Consider the following 19,563-nt stretch of genomic DNA (forward strand, 5'->3'; position numbering starts at 1 on the left):
AGTGGTGGTGAAATTCAATCAAAAGTTGGGCAAAAAACAGGGACACAGTGCATCCACACTGCGCCACCGTATCGTTACGCCCAGGAATAGGCCTCAGTGTGTCTGCACTGATCCGTGTGAACGCTCCATGGCCTGCTTCTGCAGCGCAGAAAACTCCTCGTCACTGAGAGGACTCGGCAATCGCTCCAGCGCGTATTCAAATACCTGGTCAATCCATTTTACCGGCTTGATCACCAGGTCTTGCTGGATGTTATCAGGAATATCCTTGAGATCGCGCTCATTATCTGCCGGAATCAACACGGTTTTAATTCCGCCACGATGGGCCGCAAGCAGCTTTTCCTTAAGCCCGCCAATTCGGAGCACTTCACCTCGCAGGGTGATTTCTCCCGTCATCGCCACATCAGATCGCACCGGGATATTGGTCAGAACAGAGGCAAGCACTGTACACATGGCAATACCCGCGGAAGGACCATCCTTCGGTGTCGCGCCTTCCGGAACGTGGATATGGATATCACGACTTTCCTGGAAATCCGGTGCAATCCCGAGGGACTGAGAGCGCGCGCGCACAACGGTCAAACCCGCCTGGATAGACTCCTGCATTACGTCACCAAGGGAACCGGTTTTTATAACCCTTCCCTTACCGGAGACGGCTGAAGACTCGATAGTGAGCAGCTCGCCACCCACTTCGGTCCACGCCAATCCGGTTACCTGACCAATTTTGTTTTCTTCCTCGGCACGCCCAAAGTCGAACTTGCGAACACCCAGCAGATCTTCCATCTGCGCCGAATCAATCTTGACCTTATCGGTAGTCGACTTGCGCACATGCTCGGTGACCACTTTGCGGCAGATTTTTGCCACTTCACGATCCAACCCACGAACGCCCGCCTCGCGCGTGTAATAACGGACAATGTCCCGCACCGCATTGTCGGTAAGCTCAAGCTCATTGTCTTTCAGACCCGCCGCTTTACGCTGCTTCGGTACCAGATAGCGCTGCGCGATGTTGAGTTTTTCATCCTCGGTATAACCTGGAATTCGGATGACCTCCATCCGGTCCAGCAGCGGCCCCGGAATATTCATGGAGTTTGAGGTACACACAAACATCACATCGGAGAGATCGTAATCGACCTCGAGGTAGTGATCGTTAAACGACTTGTTCTGTTCCGGGTCCAACACCTCCAGCAATGCAGATGCGGGATCGCCACGGTGGTCCATACCCATCTTGTCGACTTCGTCGAGCAAGAACAACGGGTTCTTCACACCTACTTTGGAAATCTTCTGAATCAGTTTACCCGGAAGGGACCCTATATAAGTACGACGATGGCCACGGATTTCAGCTTCATCACGCACACCGCCCAATGCCATGCGCACATACTTGCGGTTGGTGGCTCGAGCAATAGATTCACCCAGCGAGGTTTTACCAACACCAGGGGGACCAACCAGACAAAGGATTGGCCCTTTGACCTTTTTCACCCGTTTTTGCACCGCGAGATATTCAAGGATGCGCTCTTTGACTTCCTCGAGCCCGTAGTGATCCTTGTTCAGAATCTCTTCCGCCTTGATCAGATCATGGCGTACTCGGCTGGCCTTTTTCCAGGGAACGCTCAGCATCCAGTCGATATAACTACGCAATACCGATGCCTCTGCAGACATTGGTGACATCATTTTGAGCTTGCTGAGCTCGGCGCGTGTTTTCTTTTCTGCCTCTGCGGACATGCCCGAGTCGGCAATCTTCTGTTCCAGCTCTTCAATTTCATTGGGCTCTTCGGTGATTTCCCCCAATTCCTTCTGAATCGCCTTCATTTGTTCATTCAGGTAATACTCGCGCTGACTTTTTTCCATCTGCTTTTTAACGCGGCCGCGAATGCGCTTTTCCACCTGAATCAGGTCGATCTCTGAATCCATCAGGCCCAGCAGATGCTCAAGTCGCTCCTTGACACTGACGGTTTCCAGAAGATCCTGCTTTTGAGGCAAATCCAATGACATGTGCGCGGCGATGGTATCCGCCAGCCGGCCGGGCTCATCGATGCCCGAGAGGGAAGTAATCACCTCGTTAGGCACTTTTTTGCTCACGCTCACATATTGCTCGAACTGAGACATGGCGGAACGCACCAGCGCCTCGGACTCGGCTTCTGGCAACTCTTCCGTTTCCAACTCGGTAACCGAAGCCCGGTAGTGTTTCTCACCCTCGCGAATTTCCTCGACGCGCACTCTGTGCCCGCCCTCTACCAACACCTTGACGGTGCCGTCCGGCAGCTTGAGCAACTGCAGCACACTGGCAACAGTACCAACGCGGTAGATATCATCGACACCCGGATCGTCTTCGGACGCCTGGCGCTGCGCCACAAGCAGAACCTGCTTGTCGCTGCGCATGGCTTCTTCCAGAGCATCTATGGATTTTTCCCGACCGACAAACAGTGGGATCACCATATGCGGGTAGACCACGACATCCCGGAGGGGTAATAGTGGGTATTCGTTCAGATTCTCGGTTGGCTGTTCCATAAAACTCCTCTCGGCCCTCTAGGCAGTGTGCCCCACCGCCCGTTTCTCGGCATTTCTATCAGCGCTGCGCCGAAAGCACACCACGGGAAATTAGCCAGTTGTAGGGCTATGTTGGGGGCATAGACCAGAATAACAAGTCTACTCCGGGTGTAGTCGCAAAATAAGTTTAATTTGGCGGCAGCCGGGTCAACGAGAAACAATACCGTTTTTCTCTGCGCCCCGGAAATGCAACATACAATGCGCCGGAAGTGATTCAACGACAACGGGGAGATACGAAAAAGGCCCCGGATGGGGCCTTTGGATCAGAAACGATAGTCACGCTAACCGTCGACTCACTCTTCCGGCGCGGCCTTCTGAGCGGTTTCAGCCTGCTCGTACACCAACAATGGCGCCGATTCACCTTTAATGACCGCTTCGTCGATCACGACCTTGGCCACATTATCCATGGACGGAATATCGTACATGGTTTCCAGCAGTACGGATTCCATAATCGAACGCAGGCCACGAGCACCGGTTTTGCGCTCCATCGCCTTATTGGCAACAGCATCCAGCGCATCCGGACGGAAGTCGAGTTCCACATCTTCCATATCGAACAGCTTGGAGTACTGTTTGGTCAAGGCATTGCGCGGTTCAGTCAGGATCTGAACCAGGGCCGCGCGATCCAGCTCCTCCAGAGTCGCGGTAACCGGGAGACGACCGACAAACTCGGGGATGAGGCCGTAGCGCACCAGATCTTCCGGCTCCAGATCCAGCAACACCTCACCAAAGTTACTGTTGCTGTCTTTGGATTTCACCTCCGCACCAAACCCGATACCGCCCTTCTCGGAGCGATCGCGAATGACCTTGTCCAGGCCGGCAAATGCGCCGCCACAGATGAACAGGATATTGGAGGTGTCGACCTGCAGAAACTCCTGCTGCGGGTGCTTGCGACCACCTTGCGGCGGCACAGAGGCGACAGTCCCTTCAATCAATTTCAACAGTGCCTGCTGCACCCCTTCGCCGGAGACATCCCGGGTAATCGAGGGGTTGTCGGACTTGCGGGAAATCTTGTCGATTTCATCGATGTAGACAATGCCCTGCTGGGCCTTATCGACATCGTAATCGCACTTCTGCAACAGTTTCTGGATGATGTTCTCAACGTCCTCCCCCACATAGCCCGCTTCCGTCAGCGTGGTCGCGTCGGCGATGGTAAAAGGTACGTTCAGCAGGCGAGCCAGGGTTTCGGCCAGCAGGGTTTTACCACTACCGGTCGGGCCCACCAGCAAAATATTGGATTTGCCGAGCTCTACCTCGTCCTTGCCTTTAACGCCCTTGCCGGAGCGCAGACGCTTGTAGTGGTTATATACCGCGACAGCCAGCACCTTCTTGGCGCGCGCCTGACCGATTACGTACTGGTCGAGAATCTCGGTAATTTCTTGTGGGGTCGGCAGACGCCCATCGTCCCCATCGACAGATTCCTGCACCTCTTCACGGATGATATCGGTGCAAAGCTCTACGCACTCATCGCAGATATACACGGACGGGCCGGCAATCAATTTTCGAACTTCCTGCTGGCTCTTGCCACAGAAGGAACAGTACAGAAGCTTGCCGTTGTCTTCTCCGCTGCTCTGATCAGTCATGCATGTACTCCGTGGTCTCGTCAGCCAGCCAAAACTCGGCGGCAAAAAGGGTTCATACGCAAGATGCGATCTTTTGGCAGGTTTTTCAAGCCTTTTGTTCCCCGACCGCACCGAACCATTGAAAATTGCCGTGTTACACGGCCCCTGACTGACACTGATAACGTGCTGCCCACCGCCCTATACGGGTGGCAACACATTCCATCTAAATTATCTATTTTGGTACTTCAAACGCCAACCTGGCAAAAAGACGGGATTATTTACCCGCCACCTCGCGACGTGACAGCACATCATCCACCAGGCCGTATTCCTTGGCTTCGTCAGCACTCAGGAACTTGTCGCGCTCGGTATCCCGCTCGATATCCGCCACACTGCGGCCGGTATGATGCGCCATGATCTCGTTGAGGCGAGCACGGATCTTGAGAATCTCCTGCGCATGGATATGGATGTCCGATGCCTGCCCCTGGGCGCCGCCACTGGGCTGGTGAATCATGACGCGGGAGTTCGGCGTGCAGTAACGCTTGCCTTCTGCACCGGAGGTCAGCAGAAACGCCCCCATACTGCAGGCCTGGCCGATGCACATGGTGCTGACATCGGGCTTGATGAACTGCATGGTGTCGTAAATGGACATCCCCGCAGTAACAGAACCACCTGGTGAATTGATATACAGGTGAATGTCCTTGTCCGGGTTTTCCGCTTCCAGGAACAACAGCTGGGCCACCACCAGGTTGGCCATGTGGTCTTCGACTGGGCCCACCAGAAAAATCACACGCTCTTTGAGCAGACGGGAATAGATGTCGAACGAGCGCTCACCTCTGGCGGTCTGCTCCACCACCATGGGCACCAGGCCGCCGGCGGCCGAAATTTCGTGGGATTTTGCGGAGTAATCAAAATCTGCCATGGATACGATGCTTCCTTTTTTGGCGTATTTGGCGGGAATCGCTCAGCAACCAAAGACAATCAATAAATATTGCCAAGCGCAAAGCGAGGTAAACAGTCATTCTGAGCTTAACTGCTCAGGGGCGAGAAAGCCAGCCGGGAACCGGGCTGTCATTCGAAGGAAGTTGCACTTTAAAGCACGCGCATTCCAGCCCGGCGTAACAAAAAACAACCACGCCCTGAAGAACAAGCCCCACAAAGAAAAACGGCCACCCTGAGGTGGCCGCTCTTGAACAGACACAGATTGATCAGGCCTGCTTCTGAGGCTTGATCACATCGTCGTAGCTGCTTTCGACTTCGCTCACCTTGGCCTTGTCGAGTACGAAGTCTACAACCTGGTCTTCCAGAACTACGGATTCAACACCGGCCAGCAGCTCGCGGTTATTGAAGTAGTATTCCACCACCTCTTCCGGCTGCTGATAGGTGGAAGCCAGCTCTTCAACCTTCGCTTTGACGCGATCCGCATCGACACTGAGCTTGTTTTCTTTGACGATTTCGCCAACGACCAGGCCCAGCACCACGCGACGCTTTGCCTGATCTTCGAACATGGTATCCGGCAGCATCTTCGCTGCATCTTCCGGATTGATCTGGCCACCGAACTGCTGAACCATCTGGCCGCGCAGGGTCTGAACCTCACCTGCCACCAGCGCGGCAGGAATTTCTACCTGGTGCTTTTCAAACAGCTGATCCATGACCTGGGTCTTGACCTTGTTCAGTGCCGCATTTTTAAGCTCGCGCACCATATTGCCGCGCACTTCTTCGCGGAACTTGTCTTCACCACCTTCTTCAACGCCGTAAGCGGCAAAGAATTCGTCGTTCAATTCCGGCAGCTCAGGCTTTTCAGAGCCAGTCACCTTGATGGTGAACACAGCTTCTGCGCCGCGCAGATCTTCCGCCTGGTAATCTTCCGGGAAAGTCACCTCAACTTCTTTCTCTTCACCCGGCTTCATGCCGATGATGCCGTCTTCGAAGCCTGGGATCATATTGCCAGAGCCCAGTACCAGCTGGTGTCCTTCCGCAGAGCCACCCTCGAATTCTTCCCCATCTTTACGGCCAACGAAGTCGATGGTGACGCGATCACCTTTCTGCGCCTTGCGCTTGGTTTCCTTCCAGCCGGATTGCTGCTTGCGCAGCACGTCGATCATATTATCGACGTCACTGTCAGTTACTTCCGCTACCGGACGCTCAACAGCGACCTCAGACAGATCTGCCAGCTCCACTTCCGGGTACACTTCAAAAGTGGCCACGTACTCAAGGTTTTCACCCGGAGTCACATTCTTGGCTTCAATGCTCGGCTGACCCGCCGGCTTGACTTCTTCTTTCTGAACGGCTTCATAGAAGGAGCGGCTCATCACCTCGCCCAGCACTTCCTGGCGAACACCGGCGCCATAGCGCTGACGCACAACTTTCAGCGGCACTTTACCCTTGCGGAAACCGTTGATACGCACGGTCTTGGCGGCTTGCTGAAGGCGCTTGTCGACTTCCTGATCTACCACCTCGGCCGGCAAGTTAACAGTTAAGCGACGCTCCAGGCCGGAGGTTGTTTCGATGGAAACCTGCATGTTAATCCTCGTGAGACTCTTCTATTCACACACTGCCAGGGTATGCGCCCTACCGCAGTGTCAGCGATCAGTGTTCTACCGGTAGGAATTACCGGCCACCAAATACAAACAGCCCGCGCCGGCACTCCAAAATGAGGCGCACCAGAGGCACGGACTGAGAAATTCTAGAAATTGGTGGGGACGGGGAGACTTGAACTCCCACACCTTGCGGCACCAGAACCTAAATCTGGCGTGTCTACCAATTCCACCACGTCCCCGTGTCCAAAACTCCCCTAAGCCTTTGATTTCCCTGCAATTTCACATGAAAAACTGTTTAAGGCCCTAACGAGGGGAGCAGATTGTGCCACAGTGGGCACACCGCTTCAACAACAGGTGGGGGCAAATACTTTGCTGCGCCGCGAAGCAGAGCGACAAGCCAGCCCACAGCGATCAATATCCGCCCCCATACAAACACGGGGCGCCAATTGGCGCCCCGTGTTTCATCAGCCATTTAAGCGGCCAGCGAATTACACGCGCTCGAGAATCGTGGTAATCCCCTGCCCCAGACCAATACACATAGTGGAGACACCCAGGTCTCCGCCTTCATTCTGCATCACTGACAGTAAGGTGCCGGTAATCCGCACACCGGAACACCCGAATGGATGACCCAGCGCGATCGCACCACCGTACAGGTTCACCTTCTCGTCCATCTTATCCAGCAGACTGAGATCCTTCAGCACCGGCAACGCCTGTGCTGCGAAGGCTTCGTTGAGTTCCACCTTGTCGATATCGTCGATGGACAGACCCGCGCGTTTCAACGCCGCCTGCGTGGACGGCACCGGGCCGTAACCCATAATGGACGGATCCACGCCGGCGAGGGCCATATCCCGCACTTTGGCAATGGGCGTCAGGCCCAGCGCCTTGGCGCGCTCGGCGGACATAACCAGCATTACGGACGCCCCATCGGTAATCTGGGACGAAGTGCCCGCAGTCACCTGCCCGTTCTTAGGGTCAAACGCAGGCTTCAACTGCGCCAGACCTTCGACGGTGGTGTCTGGACGGATAGTCTGGTCGGTCTCGACCAGCAGCGGTACACCGTCATCGTCATGACCTTCAATGGCGATAATCTCGCGACTGAACTTACCTTCTTTGGTGGCCGCTGCGGCGCGCTGGTGCGAGCGGGCACCGAACTCGTCCATCTGCTGGCGCTGAATACCGTGCATCATCGCCAGGTATTCTGCGGTCATACCCATGGAACCGGCCGCCTTGGCCATATAACGCCCCAACATGGGGTTCGGGCTCACATGCTCCATCATGTTCAGGTGGCCCATGTGCTCCACACCACCAACAACGTACACATCACCCACGCCGGCCTGAATGTTGGCCGCAGCGGTATGCAGGGAAGACATGGAAGAGCCACAAAGACGATTCACGGTCTGAGCAGGAATGGTGTGCGGCAGGCCGGCGCGAAGCACGATCATACGCGCCACATTGAAGCCCTGCTCGTCACGCTGCATGACGCAACCCCAGATCAGGTCATCAATTTCTTTCGGGTCCAGTTTGTCATTGCGCTGCAGGAACTTCTTCAGCAGCTCTGCAGACATATCGTCGGCACGCACATTGCGGTAAACCCCGTTCTTGGAGCGACCCATGGCGGTACGCGCGTAGTCAACAATTACGGCATCTCTCGGATTCAAACTCATGGAAACTCTCCTTACTTGTCGCCGTAGTAGGTGGCGCCTTTGGCCGCCATTTCACGCATGCCTTCGGTAGGCTTGTACAGCTCGCCCAGATCGGCGTGCTTCTCTGCCATTTTCACGAAGTTATCCAGGCCGATCTTGTCGAGCCAGGCGAAGATGCCGCCGCGGAACGGCGGGAAACCGATACCGTAAATCAGCGCCATATCGGCTTCTGCAGGAGAGTCCACAATGCCCTCTTCCAGGCAACGGGCCAACTCGGTCGCCATAGGCACCATCATGCGCTCGATAATTTCGTCCTGCTCGAATTCCCGGCGCTCCGCCACGTGCGGCTTGAGCAGCTCGTAGGACTCATCGGTTGCCACCTTCTTCGGGCGACCCTTCTTGTCTTCTTCGTAGTTGTAGAAGCCCTTGCCATTCTTCTGGCCATAACGCTCGGCTTCATACATCACATCGGAGGCTGCAGTGAAGGATTTCCCCATACGCTCCGGGAAACCTTCTGCCATCACCTTCTCGGCGTGCACACCGGTATCGATGCCGACCACGTCCATCAGGTAGGCGGGACCCATGGGCCAACCCCAGCGCTCCATGACCTTGTCAACCTGCTGGAAGTCAGCGCCATCGCGCACCAGCATGGAGAAGCCGGCGAAATAAGGGAACAACACGCGGTTCACCAGGAACCCGGGGCAATCCCGTACCACGATGGCCTTTTTACCCATTTTGTTGGCGTAGGCCACAACACGGGCCACCGCGTTGTCGGAGGTTTTCTCGCCGCGGATCACTTCCACCAGTGGCATTTTGTGCACCGGGTTGAAAAAGTGCATGCCGAGGAAGTTTTCCGGACGCTTCAGCGGCTCCGCCAGGGTATCGATGGAAATGGTGGAGGTATTGGACGCGATAACGGTGTCGTCGCTTACCTTGCCCTCAACCTCGGTCAGCACAGCATGCTTGACCTTGGGGTTTTCGACGACCGCTTCAACCACAACATCCACATCGTCAAAGCCGTCATAGCTGAGGGTCGGTTCGATGCGATTCAGCACCTGCCCCATTTTCTTCGCGTCCATACGTCCGCGTTCGACCAGTTTGGCCAGCAGCTTGTTGGCTTCATTCAGGCCTAGGTCGATACCGTCCTGGTTGATGTCTTTCATCTTGATCGGCGTGCCTTTATAAGCGGACTGGTAAGCAATACCACCACCCATAATGCCGGCACCCAGCACCGCTGCGCGCTCGATCTTTTTGTCAGCCTTTTTCTCCCAGCCCTTGGCAACCTTGCCAATCTTCTGGTCGTTCAGGAACAGACCCACCAGGGATTTGGCGGTGTCGGTCTGCGCGCTGGCAATAAATTGCTGCTGCTCGATTTTCAGAGCCTCATCACGACCAACCTTATAGCCCTGCTCGATAGAGGTCACCGCGTTGACGGGAGAGGGGTAATTGCGACCGGCCTGCTGCCCCACAAACGCCTTGGTAGTGAAGAACGCCATCAGCGCTTCGGTATCGTTCAGGGGGATCGGGGATTTCTTGATCTCGCGACGCGCTTTGTAATCCAACTCTCCGGCAATCGCGCGGCCCAGGAGCTTCAGTGCTGCATCTTTCAGCTGGTCGGTAGGAATGACCGCATCTACCGCATGGGCAGTCAGAGCCGCATCAGCACGCTGCTCTTTACCGGCGGCAATCCACTCTGCTGCGACATCTACGCCAACCACGCGTGGCAGTCGCACGGTACCGCCCCAACCGGGAATCAGACCCAGTTTCACTTCTGGCAGGCCGACTTTGGCTTTATCGCCCATTACGCGGTAATCACACCCGAGACAGACCTCGAAGCCACCGCCCAGTGCATAACCGTTGATGGCTACCACTGTCGGAAACGGCAGATCTTCCAGGCGATTGATATTCTCATTGTTCTTGTTCATCAGCGCGGCGATGCCTTCTTCGCCGGCAGAGAACGCGTCGCCAAACTCGGTGATATCCGCACCGACAATAAAGACGTCTTTACTACTGCTGAGCAGAAGACCCTTGATATCGCCGGACTTTTCGATGGCGTCCAGCGCCTCGGAGAATTCTGAAACGGTCTGACGGTTGAACTTGTTGACCGATTCGCCTTGCAGATCAAAGTTCAGTTCCGCGATGCCGTCTTCCAGCATCTGCACAGAAAGTGCTTTGCCACTAAATACCATTATTGACCTCATTGTCTGATGACCGGATTTCGCTGCTCAATCAGCCCCGGTCCGGGGGTCGGAGTTTGTCCGGACTACCGGAGCATATCGCGTCAGCCACTTCAACTTCTTGTGACGCAATCACCCACAGCAGTCAACGGAGCCCAAGTATAGCCAGATTCAAACACACGTTTGAATACCATTTCTGCCATTTATACTGTCCGGTTTGGTGCATCGTTGCTTACAAGTGGTCACAAAATATGCACCCAACTCGAGTTGATCAAAATCAGTACAGCACGAAATGCCGACCATGCACCGCACATGGCGTCCCACCCCGGCATCCCGCTTCAATAATAGCCACGGCCCATAACGAAGGTGTGCCGGACACAAGCTCACAGGAAATACGGGTCGAAAACGGCCGTTCAAAGGGTAGCGTGTACGGAGGAAATCGGTACCGGTTCGGCAGCAGCGAGGCGATACCGATCGCAAAAAAGGAAGAGAGCAGACTGACTGAAGGTAGCGTGGCACTGTCTCGCACCACGCCGGTTAAGGGGGACTGTTCGCGTTACACCATATCCTCAAATGGATTCGCGCTCGGCAACTCAATGTCACCGGCACCGCCCGGTAAGTGCAGCCGCGCGCCGTCTACCGTGATCCCGGATTCATCAATCAAGCCTTCGCCAAACCGATAAATGGCATCCAGATCCCCACTACTGGCTCTGGCATCATACGCCTGTGCCCGTTCAGTGACCGATTCGTTCGCTTTGCGATAAGCGGTGAAGGCGGCATCCCCGTGCCGCTTGGCCAACATCCGTTCCACCACATGGGGCGCAAGGACACTGGCGGTGGCGTTATTGCCACCAAAGCCCTTCGAGTTCAGGAACGCAACATCGAGTGATTCGGGTGCCCGCTCCACATGGGACAGGGACAGATCCAGATTGCGGTGGTGTACGTCGTCGGCGATCCGGTCCACGGTGGTGATGCCCGGCAGGATACCGCGGGCAAAAATCCCCAGACTGGCAATCAACTGATCACCGCTGGCCGCAGCTACCGTGTGGCCGAGGTACGCTTTCACCGCGCACACCGGCCAGGATTCAATGCCGAACGCCTCGGCGAGCCGGTCAAAAATAGCGGACTCGGTCACCCGATTCTGCGGCGTACTGGAACCATGGGCCTGTACGAAACTCCGCTGGCGCAAGGCTTCATCGCCAAGGATTGCGCGGGTTTCCGCCATCGACCTGGCCACAGTGAGGTAATTCCCCGGCCCAGGTGCAGAAATGGATTTCTTGGGCCCGTCGGCATTGACAAATACGTTGGCGACCGCACCGTGTATCGGCGCGCCCAGCTCCAGAGCCAGTGCATCATCCATCAGTACGACCCACTGAGAACCCTCGCCCAGGGTAAAGCCGCAGTTGTCCCCGAAGGGCCGACTGGCGCGCCGGAAATCGATGTCGCCACCGAAGACCTTTCGCAAACCGTCTATATTGGCCAACGCGCCCATGGTCGCGTAACCGTCGACCACTTCCGGCACCAGTGGCGCTTCCGCAGCACCAACCACCGCAACCCGGGCGCGGCCGCTACGAATATCTTCCACCGCCGCGCGCAGATTGTACAAATAGGTGGCGCAAGCCCCCGCTACCGCGCCGGTGGTGCCGACACTCCCCAATACATACGCATTGACGAAATCTGCCGGCATACTGGTCAACCCGAGGGCCAATTGCTTGGAACTGACCCGACCGCCACGCAGTCGCGATTGCAGCAGGCCACCATTGCCGTTGGGGTCCAACTGACTCATGGCCGAGCTGGCATACACCGAAATATTCTCCGGCCCCGCTTTGTCCGCTACCAGATTCCAATCAATCCCCAGAGACTGCACCGCGTCGGACGCGCCGAGGATGGCGAGTTGCAGACCGCGCGGATGGAATCGGGAGTTGTACTGCATCCCCGGCTCAAAACCGGTAGGTAGCTGCCCCGCTGACGCCACCGCAATTTCCCGATGGCTGTCGAGCATGACAGAAAGACTGTCACAACGGACGCGCACGCGACCGGAGGTCAGTGTTTCCACCTGCCAGCCATCCGGCAGCGGATTCGGCAATTGCCGCGCCGACATTTCAAAGGTAAAGCCGGAATCACTCTGCAATTGCGCGGCCTGGTGGAAATGACATTTGCGGTAGTCGTAGTAACGGGACTCCAGCTCCCGCACCAGGGTACCGTCCAGGACCTGACGCTCCAGCGCTGCGTCCAGGAGACCACCGGCATCGCTGCCGGTACGCAATCCCATCAGTGCAGCCAGGTCAGAAAGCGTATCGGTACGCTCCGCCGACGTCAGGCTGTCCAATACCATCCGCTTGTAGCCGCGGTGGAACGAGCTGCGTCCAGCGGGGTTAAACCCGCCGAACGCGGTAATTACGGGTAGGCGCTGCATGCTGACCTCCAGCCTGACAAGTTTGGGCAATATCAATGGCGTGCCAGTGTAGGGGCTGGCGATTCGGCCTCGTTATGGGCATACTGGCCAGCAAATTTGACCATCTGGCCAGCCGCGGGAGCGAGATTTACCCATGCGCACTGTCACCTTCATTCTCATTGACCAAATGCTGTCTACTGGCACCATGCTCCCACTGGAGATGCTGCGCGGGGCAGAGAGCCGTGCCAGGACGGAAGGCAAATCAGAACCGCTGCAATTGCACACGGTCAGCATCGATGGACAACCGGTACGCTCCCGCTCCGGATTCTCTCTCACGCCGGATCTCGCCCTCGAGAACGCCCCCGACAGTGATATCATTTACCTGCCCGCACTGTGGCGAAACCCTCGCCCTGCTCTGCGTCGATCTGCGCCCCTGCTTGCCTGGCTGAAACAGCAGGCCGGGCGCGGCGCCGCCATCAGTGCCGTGGGTACCGGGGTCTGCTTTCTTGCTGAGGCCGGCCTGCTGAATGGCAAGCCCGCCACCACCCACTGGCACTACTTCGAGCGTTTCGCCGCCGACTACCCGCAAGTCAAACTCAAGCGACAGTATTTCATCACCCAGGCCGACAAACTGTTTTGCGCCGCCAGCGTCAATGCCCTGGCGGATGTCACCGTGCACCTGATCCGACAACTCTATGGCCCGGCAGTGGCGAGCCATGTAGAGCGGAATTTCTCTCATGAAATCCGCCGCCCGTTTGAAGAAATTGCGTATTCAGAAGGCGCAGTGCACCTGCACCCGGATGAAGACATCGTGCAAGCGCAGACCTGGCTGAAACAGCACTGCAGTGAAGACGTAAAGCTGAGCGAAGTGGCCAGTCATTTTGATATGAGCGTGCGCTCTTTTAACCGCCGCTTCAAGCTCGCCACCGGCCAGACGCCACTGCAGTACCTGCAAAATGTGCGCATCGATATGGCGCGAGAGCTACTGCAATCGAGCAACCTTTCGGTCAATGAAATTGCGGAAAAAGTGGGCTATCAGGACATGGGGCATTTCACGGCACTCTTCAAAAAATTCCTTTCCACCACACCCAGCGAATACCGTACCACCGTGCGCGCGAAACTGTTCCGGGTGAATACCTGATGACCGCTTAGCGGACAATTTTGCGCGCCGGTAGTGAGTCTCCCTCGTGAGGCCCTATCGCGGTACAGAAACGGGTTTGTGCAGGAAAATGACATCCGCCGCAGGAAATTCCAATCTAGCCCCCAGATATTCTGCAAGCCAGTGGAAGGTAGATTCGCTGAAAAAAACGATATGTGTAGGGTCGCGGATATAGTGCCAGCTGGCGAACCGTTCTTTGCTGAGCACCAGTTTGGTCATCAACGCCAGCACGCCACCGGGGCGTATTGAATCCCACAATCGCTCCAGCACACTGCGTGGATCCCACAGATGCTCGATCACTTCCGTGCTCACCACAAAGTCATACTGCGCTGAAAAAACGCCCGTATCCGGCTGGTAGAAGTGATCGTACAGCGACACTTTACAGCCCTGTTCTTCCAATATTTTTGCCAACAACGGCGCTGGCCCACAACCAAAATCGAGACCTCGTGCCCCATCGGGCAAGATTGACACGAGCGGTTGCGCACAACGATTCAGGAACCGACGATAACCGTCATCCTCAAGTGCATTCTCGTGTAGATCGTAATAGTCTTTTTCTTCTGCGGGAGAGAGAAAATAGGCGGGAGGAACGAATACCAGTGCGCACCGGGCGCACTGGTAATAGCTGCGAAACTTATCGCGGTGATAGAACTGTGCCGCGGATTCGCGGCACAATGGGCAGTTACTGCCAGGGGCTACCATCAGGCAGCATTGGTGGCGACTTTCGGCGCATCAGCGCTGGCAGCGGAGGCCGTCGCGTTACCCGCTTGTTCGGCACGCGTTTCCGATTGCAGCGCCTTGCCACTGGAGATTTCAATCTTGCGCGGCTTCATTGCCTCGGGGATTTCCCGCACCAGTTGTACGTGCAACAGACCATTGGCCAGCGCCGCATCAGTCACACGTACGTGATCGGCAAGCTGGAAGCGTCGCTCAAAGTTGCGCGCTGCGATACCGCGATGCAGAAACTGTCGTTTACTTTCGTCCGACAGCTTCTTACCGCTGACGGTCAACAGATTTTGCTCAACCTGTATGTCGAGCTCGGATTCTTCAAATCCCGCCACAGCCATGGAGATGCAATAGCTATCATCCCCTGTGAGTTCAATGTTGTACGGCGGGTAGGCTGGCTGGTTCTGCTCACTGGTGGTCATGGTGTCCAGCAGGCTGGCGAGACGATCAAAACCAATTGCAGAACGATACAGGGGAGTGAGATCTAAATTACGCATTGTCATATCCTCAATTCAGAGCAATATTGATAAAGCCTGTCAAAGACCAGGCATGAATGTTTCCCGCTGAGGGAAATCCGGGGAGGCACCTCTGTCGAGCCTGCCTCCCTCACAATCAGAGATAAGGGCCGGCAACATCAATTCAAGCCCTGAATGACAAATTTTTTGTTCGACACTGAAAAGATGATCAATGACAAATGACCAGCAAGAACCACTCAGACTTTTTATCGGCATCGAGCCAGACGCTGCCACCCAGCAGTTTCTCGATGCCACAGTGGCACACTGCAAACGGCTGCCTCTTCCTCGCAAGTTGCGCTGGACCAGCTACAGCAATCGCCACCTGACCCTGGCCTTTCTTGGCGACACCCAACCGGACCGCATCCCGGAACTGGAGAGTGGCCTGAGCGATATCGCAGCAGGAACCGCCCCGCTGTGGGCGACCATCGTCAGCACCCATCCGTTCCCGAAGCAGCGCGCTAAACTCCTGGCCGCAGAACTACTGCCGAACCCAGCGCTGGATGCCCTGCACCGCAAATGCGCACAATTGACGTTAAGCATTGGAAAGAAGCCGGAAGCTGCCGGATTCAGGCCACATTTCACCCTTGCCCGCAGCCCCGGAGGCTTTTCCAGAATCGCACCTATGCCCACAGAGTTTCAGTGTCAGCTGGACAACATTGTGCTCTATCAGAGCGTGATGGCGCCGGGTGGTAGCCAATACCACCCTCTGGTTCGATATTCCCTGTGCGGTCACAGCGAATGACAGGCACAAAAAAGCCCGCGTAACGCGGGCTTCTCGCAATACACACGGGCTTTGCAGTGATCCCGCGTTACTGGTCCAGATGGGAAAGGACATATTCCGGATACATCACCAGCCGCGGCCGGGAAAGGCGTCTTGCATCCAGAATGAACACATAGCGCTCTCCCTCGTCATCCCAGGGAATGGTGCGACGGAATTTCCAGCTGTTGATTTTGTACGTCTGGCGCCCGCCGCTGACCGGTGCAATCAATCGATACTGATTATCACCCAGGAACTCGAATTCCTTGGTCATGGTGCCAGAATCGGTTCTTGTAGTCAGCGTCAGATGGCGGAACGTGTGCTTGCCGGTATCATCGCCTTCCAGCTCCGCCAGTAGCTTCTGCAAGCGCTCCCTTTCCCCCAGCACATAGTCCAGCATATCCGGGTCAATCTCCCGTTTCTCGACCACCTCTTCCGTCGCTTCTTCGGGTGCTTCCACGGGCTCCAGAGCAGCCACCGTGGGCGCCGGCATGTCGGGCTTGCCCACAGGCGCGGGAGCTTTAATAGCCACCGCAGGCTCAGTGGATTTAACGTTGCCCGCTGCCACCGCGGCTTTTTTACCTGGGCCTGCCTCCACCAGCATGGCACTCACCAGCTTCTCCACCAGAGCCTGCTGGGCATCCAACCGCTCCCGGTTGCCCGCGACGGCCGCCTTGGATTTGTCCAGGCTGGCCTGCAGCTCGTCGTGGGTGGACTGGATGATCTCAACCCGCCGCACACGACTGTCTACACCGCGCTCTGCCATATTGAACCCATGGCGCGCCTTGTGTAGTGCTCTTTCGGTATCTGAGCTCGGTGCCGCTTTGTGTTCGCGCTCAGCCGTCATCAGCTCGCGGCGGCTCTGCTCGAGCTTCGCGCGCGCCTCACTCAGGGATTCCTCCGCCCGCTTCAGCTTGTAGTCATAGGCGAGCACCTCATTTTCCGCATCTTCCAGATCCACCAACCGGTTTTCAAGACTCTGCTCCATCCGGGCCAGTTTGCTCTGTTCCGCAGACAACGAAGACGCGCTCTGAGCCAGAGCATTCCCCGCAAAAATCCCCAACAAGCCCGCCAGCAATAGCGAGCAGCTACGGTTTACCGCCATAGTCAAATATCCATCATTTGCTTTTTTACATCGAAAGGAGTTGTCGCGCGTACTGCAGGTACTACGGATTTCACATGGAGCCCGAACGAAATCTCCGCAAATCGGCCCCTCCGGCGCGCATTAGCACAATTTACCCTAGAGACGTATACGCAGCAATGACCATGCCAACCACTCTGGATTCGATTGAGTGATTTATACCCCATTTTGAAGCATTCACAGGCGCCAGGAAAAGTTCCCCTGGCGCCAACATATTTTTATGACAATTTATACAGATTGCCGCTTGATTTTTTTTGGGGAAATCGCATTATGGGTTACAGGGAGTTACTCCTGAAATGACTGAAAAACCGGCCCGGGCGCAAAACAACCTATAGCGCTGCAGTGGCAGCAAACCAGTATGCGACCTCTGGCGAACCGGCTCTCAGTCTGATCAGATCTCCCCCAAGGGCGCCCTACCTTACTTCAGCAAACCGCACATTGCGGCCTGCATGGACCCGTTATAACCGGAGGTATGTGCCCATGAAATCTGCGCCTTACGATAACATTGTGTTCCGCGACATCGATAAATCAGCCGCCCTGGCGAACACCGTCTCCAGAAAGCTCGACAAGCTGGAACGTTATTGTGGCGACATCATACGAAGCCGTGTGGTCCTCGAAGCCCCTCACCAACACAAGCACAAAGGCAAGCAATACAAAGCCTCAGTAGAGCTGGCCCTGAGCGGTAACCCCGTTACCATCACCAACGAAAGTGATTCCATTCATCGCGCTGTGAACGCCGCATTCAGCTCGGCTGAGCGCTGTCTCAAAGAGCGCGGAGAAAGGCGCAAGACCCGTCGCCACCAGATGCCTGCCATCAGCCGGATGCCGGAAGAAGAGGTTGAGGTAGAGTGAGGCAGGTGTCAGCACCCCGCTGACAGGCAATCAGAAAACCCCACAAAAAGGGCGATGCCGCGGCATCGCCCTTTGTCATTGGCCGGCCCCATCCAGCTGCGACGCTACAGCGAAACAGCGGTTGCGTCAGCCGTCAGCCGTCAGCCGTCAGCCGTCAGCCGTCAGCCGTCAGCCGTCAGCCAGATGGTGAGCGCATGGTGACAAACTCTTCTGCCGCCGTCGGATGAATACCGATGGTCTGATCGAACACCGCTTTGGTTGCCCCGGCTTTTATCGCGATTGCGATACCCTGAATAATCTCACCGGCTTCCGGTCCCACCATATGGGCACCCACCACCTTGTCATTGCTGCCATTTACAATCAGCTTCATCAGAGTACGCTCATCCCGACCACCGATCGTGTGTCGCATGGCACGAAAGTCTGCTTTATAGATGACAACGGGGATACCCGCCTGGCGCGCCTCTTCTTCAGTCAATCCGACGGTACCGATATTCGGCTGGCAGAACACTGCAGTGGGAATATTATTGTAATCAATTTCCGCTGTTTTCCCGGTCTGCCAGTGCTTGACCAGGGCCATCGCCTCAGCCAGCGCCACTGGCGTAAGTTCTGGACCACCGGTCACATCACCCAATGCAAAGATTGACTGCACACTGCTGCGAAAATTGTCATCGACACCGATAGTACCGTCCTTGTGCAGTACCACACCCAGCTTTTCCAACCCCAGGCCGCGAGTGTTGGCGCGACGACCGGTGGCGTACAACACCAAGTCCACTTCCCGGGTGCCCCCCTCTTCACTGTGTACCAGCAGACTGCCATCCGGCTGCTTTTCAATTGCGGACACCTGATGATTGAAATGCAGGTTGATCTGCTTCTTGATCATTTCATCCCTGGTAAACGTTCGCACCTCTCGATCGAAGCCGCGCAGGAAGAGGTCTTTTCGATAGGAGAGGTGCGTCTCGGCACCAAGCCCCGCGAAAATTCCGGCAAATTCCACTGCGATATAACCACCACCCACCACCATGACGCGCTTCGGGAATTCCTGCAGGGAAAACACTTCATTGGAGGTAATGGCAAATTCACTCCCCGGGAATTCAGGCACATAAGGCCAGCCTCCGGTGGCAATCAATATACGTTCCGCACTATAGATCTGATCGCCTACTTTCACCTTCTGGCGATCTTCCACGGTCGCGCGCCCATCAATCACCGTAACACCGGCACTGGTCAGCAGGTTGCGGTAGATACCATTCAGGCGGGTGATTTCCCGTGCATTATTGTCACGCAGCGTCGGCCAATCGAATCCGGCAACCTCCTGACCCAGCCATCCAAAACCGCGCGCATCCTCAAATGCCTCCCGGTACTCACTGGCATAAACGAACAGTTTCTTTGGCACGCAACCAACGTTGACACAGGTACCACCCATGTAGCGATCCTCTGCCACTGCTACGCGCATTCCAGACGCGGCCGCCATGCGCGACGCCCGTACTCCGCCAGAACCGGCACCGATCACAAACAGGTCAAAATCAAACTCTGACAAGATTTACTCCAATTCAAATTCGTCCGTAGTGTA

The 19,563-nt window shown here is 56.1% G+C and carries 14 protein-coding genes and 1 tRNA gene; 3 read left to right on the forward strand and 12 right to left on the reverse strand.

Annotated features, from left to right (window positions below):
- Positions 1 to 93: 93 nt before the first annotated feature.
- From lon to LPW13_RS08510, 8 genes are all read right to left on the reverse strand, one after another.
- Complete coding sequence (gene lon / locus LPW13_RS08475; protein WP_230438999.1) at positions 94 to 2,499, reverse strand: endopeptidase La; 2,406 nt, start codon at positions 2,497 to 2,499, stop codon at positions 94 to 96.
- 332 nt (positions 2,500 to 2,831) lie between these two features.
- On the reverse strand, positions 2,832 to 4,118 hold the full coding sequence (clpX, locus tag LPW13_RS08480) for an ATP-dependent Clp protease ATP-binding subunit ClpX (protein WP_230439000.1): 1,287 nt from the start codon (positions 4,116 to 4,118) through the stop codon (positions 2,832 to 2,834).
- Positions 4,119 to 4,371: 253 nt separating this feature from the next.
- Positions 4,372 to 5,016, reverse strand: a complete 645-nt coding sequence (gene clpP, locus LPW13_RS08485) for an ATP-dependent Clp endopeptidase proteolytic subunit ClpP (RefSeq protein ID WP_230439002.1) — start codon at positions 5,014 to 5,016, stop codon at positions 4,372 to 4,374.
- A 286-nt stretch (positions 5,017 to 5,302) separates the two neighbouring features.
- A complete protein-coding gene (tig, locus tag LPW13_RS08490; RefSeq protein ID WP_230439003.1) occupies positions 5,303 to 6,616 on the reverse strand; it encodes a trigger factor in 1,314 nt (437 codons plus the stop codon).
- Between the two features lie 172 nt (positions 6,617 to 6,788).
- A tRNA-Leu gene (locus LPW13_RS08495) sits at positions 6,789 to 6,873 on the reverse strand.
- Positions 6,874 to 7,122: 249 nt separating this feature from the next.
- Positions 7,123 to 8,298, reverse strand: coding sequence for an acetyl-CoA C-acyltransferase FadA (gene fadA, locus LPW13_RS08500; RefSeq protein WP_230439004.1), 1,176 nt, complete (start codon positions 8,296 to 8,298; stop codon positions 7,123 to 7,125).
- An 11-nt stretch (positions 8,299 to 8,309) separates the two neighbouring features.
- Entirely contained in the window at positions 8,310 to 10,466 is a 2,157-nt protein-coding gene (gene fadB / locus LPW13_RS08505; protein ID WP_230439005.1) for a fatty acid oxidation complex subunit alpha FadB, read from the reverse strand.
- Between the two features lie 544 nt (positions 10,467 to 11,010).
- On the reverse strand, positions 11,011 to 12,870 hold the full coding sequence (locus LPW13_RS08510) for a beta-ketoacyl synthase (RefSeq protein WP_230439006.1): 1,860 nt from the start codon (positions 12,868 to 12,870) through the stop codon (positions 11,011 to 11,013).
- Between the two features lie 133 nt (positions 12,871 to 13,003).
- On the opposite strand from LPW13_RS08510, the gene LPW13_RS08515 reads away from it, so the two are divergent.
- Positions 13,004 to 13,990, forward strand: coding sequence for a GlxA family transcriptional regulator (locus LPW13_RS08515; protein WP_230439007.1), 987 nt, complete (start codon positions 13,004 to 13,006; stop codon positions 13,988 to 13,990).
- A 54-nt stretch (positions 13,991 to 14,044) separates the two neighbouring features.
- Here LPW13_RS08515 and LPW13_RS08520 read toward each other — a convergent pair whose 3' ends face one another.
- The gene (locus LPW13_RS08520; protein ID WP_230439008.1) at positions 14,045 to 14,680 is read right to left on the reverse strand and encodes a class I SAM-dependent methyltransferase; all 636 of its coding nucleotides are present in this window, start codon (positions 14,678 to 14,680) and stop codon (positions 14,045 to 14,047) included.
- A 26-nt stretch (positions 14,681 to 14,706) separates the two neighbouring features.
- Positions 14,707 to 15,228 carry an Hsp20 family protein gene (locus LPW13_RS08525; protein WP_230439009.1) on the reverse strand — a complete coding sequence of 174 codons (522 nt, stop codon included), beginning with the start codon at positions 15,226 to 15,228 and terminating at the stop codon, positions 14,707 to 14,709.
- A 190-nt stretch (positions 15,229 to 15,418) separates the two neighbouring features.
- On the opposite strand from LPW13_RS08525, the gene thpR reads away from it, so the two are divergent.
- Positions 15,419 to 15,988 carry an RNA 2',3'-cyclic phosphodiesterase gene (gene thpR, locus LPW13_RS08530; RefSeq protein WP_230439010.1) on the forward strand — a complete coding sequence of 190 codons (570 nt, stop codon included), beginning with the start codon at positions 15,419 to 15,421 and terminating at the stop codon, positions 15,986 to 15,988.
- A gap of 67 nt (positions 15,989 to 16,055) precedes the next feature.
- Here the strand turns inward: thpR and LPW13_RS08535 are convergent, their stop codons facing one another.
- A complete protein-coding gene (locus LPW13_RS08535) occupies positions 16,056 to 17,108 on the reverse strand; it encodes a hypothetical protein (RefSeq protein WP_230439011.1) in 1,053 nt (350 codons plus the stop codon).
- Positions 17,109 to 17,624: 516 nt separating this feature from the next.
- On the opposite strand from LPW13_RS08535, the gene LPW13_RS08540 reads away from it, so the two are divergent.
- Positions 17,625 to 17,996, forward strand: a complete 372-nt coding sequence (locus LPW13_RS08540) for an HPF/RaiA family ribosome-associated protein (protein ID WP_230439012.1) — start codon at positions 17,625 to 17,627, stop codon at positions 17,994 to 17,996.
- 175 nt (positions 17,997 to 18,171) lie between these two features.
- Here LPW13_RS08540 and gorA read toward each other — a convergent pair whose 3' ends face one another.
- Positions 18,172 to 19,530 carry a glutathione-disulfide reductase gene (gene gorA / locus LPW13_RS08545; RefSeq protein WP_230439013.1) on the reverse strand — a complete coding sequence of 453 codons (1,359 nt, stop codon included), beginning with the start codon at positions 19,528 to 19,530 and terminating at the stop codon, positions 18,172 to 18,174.
- Positions 19,531 to 19,563: the final 33 nt, after the last annotated feature.

The organism is Microbulbifer celer, assembly GCF_020991125.1.
In the GTDB taxonomy this organism is placed as follows: domain Bacteria; phylum Pseudomonadota; class Gammaproteobacteria; order Pseudomonadales; family Cellvibrionaceae; genus Microbulbifer; species Microbulbifer celer.

Excerpts from the sequence above, each read along its gene's own strand:
- lon (WP_230438999.1), bottom strand. The coding sequence starts at position 2,499 with ATGGAACAGCCAACCGAGAATCTGAACGAATACCCACTATTACCCCTC.
- clpX (WP_230439000.1), bottom strand. The coding sequence starts at position 4,118 with ATGACTGATCAGAGCAGCGGAGAAGACAACGGCAAGCTTCTGTACTGT.
- clpP (WP_230439002.1), bottom strand. The coding sequence starts at position 5,016 with ATGGCAGATTTTGATTACTCCGCAAAATCCCACGAAATTTCGGCCGCC.
- tig (WP_230439003.1), bottom strand. The coding sequence starts at position 6,616 with ATGCAGGTTTCCATCGAAACAACCTCCGGCCTGGAGCGTCGCTTAACT.
- fadA (WP_230439004.1), bottom strand. The coding sequence starts at position 8,298 with ATGAGTTTGAATCCGAGAGATGCCGTAATTGTTGACTACGCGCGTACC.
- fadB (WP_230439005.1), bottom strand. The coding sequence starts at position 10,466 with ATGGTATTTAGTGGCAAAGCACTTTCTGTGCAGATGCTGGAAGACGGC.
- LPW13_RS08510 (WP_230439006.1), bottom strand. The coding sequence starts at position 12,870 with ATGCAGCGCCTACCCGTAATTACCGCGTTCGGCGGGTTTAACCCCGCT.
- LPW13_RS08515 (WP_230439007.1), top strand. The coding sequence starts at position 13,004 with ATGCGCACTGTCACCTTCATTCTCATTGACCAAATGCTGTCTACTGGC.
- LPW13_RS08525 (WP_230439009.1), bottom strand. The coding sequence starts at position 15,228 with ATGCGTAATTTAGATCTCACTCCCCTGTATCGTTCTGCAATTGGTTTT.
- thpR (WP_230439010.1), top strand. The coding sequence starts at position 15,419 with ATGACAAATGACCAGCAAGAACCACTCAGACTTTTTATCGGCATCGAG.
- LPW13_RS08535 (WP_230439011.1), bottom strand. The coding sequence starts at position 17,108 with ATGGCGGTAAACCGTAGCTGCTCGCTATTGCTGGCGGGCTTGTTGGGG.
- LPW13_RS08540 (WP_230439012.1), top strand. The coding sequence starts at position 17,625 with ATGAAATCTGCGCCTTACGATAACATTGTGTTCCGCGACATCGATAAA.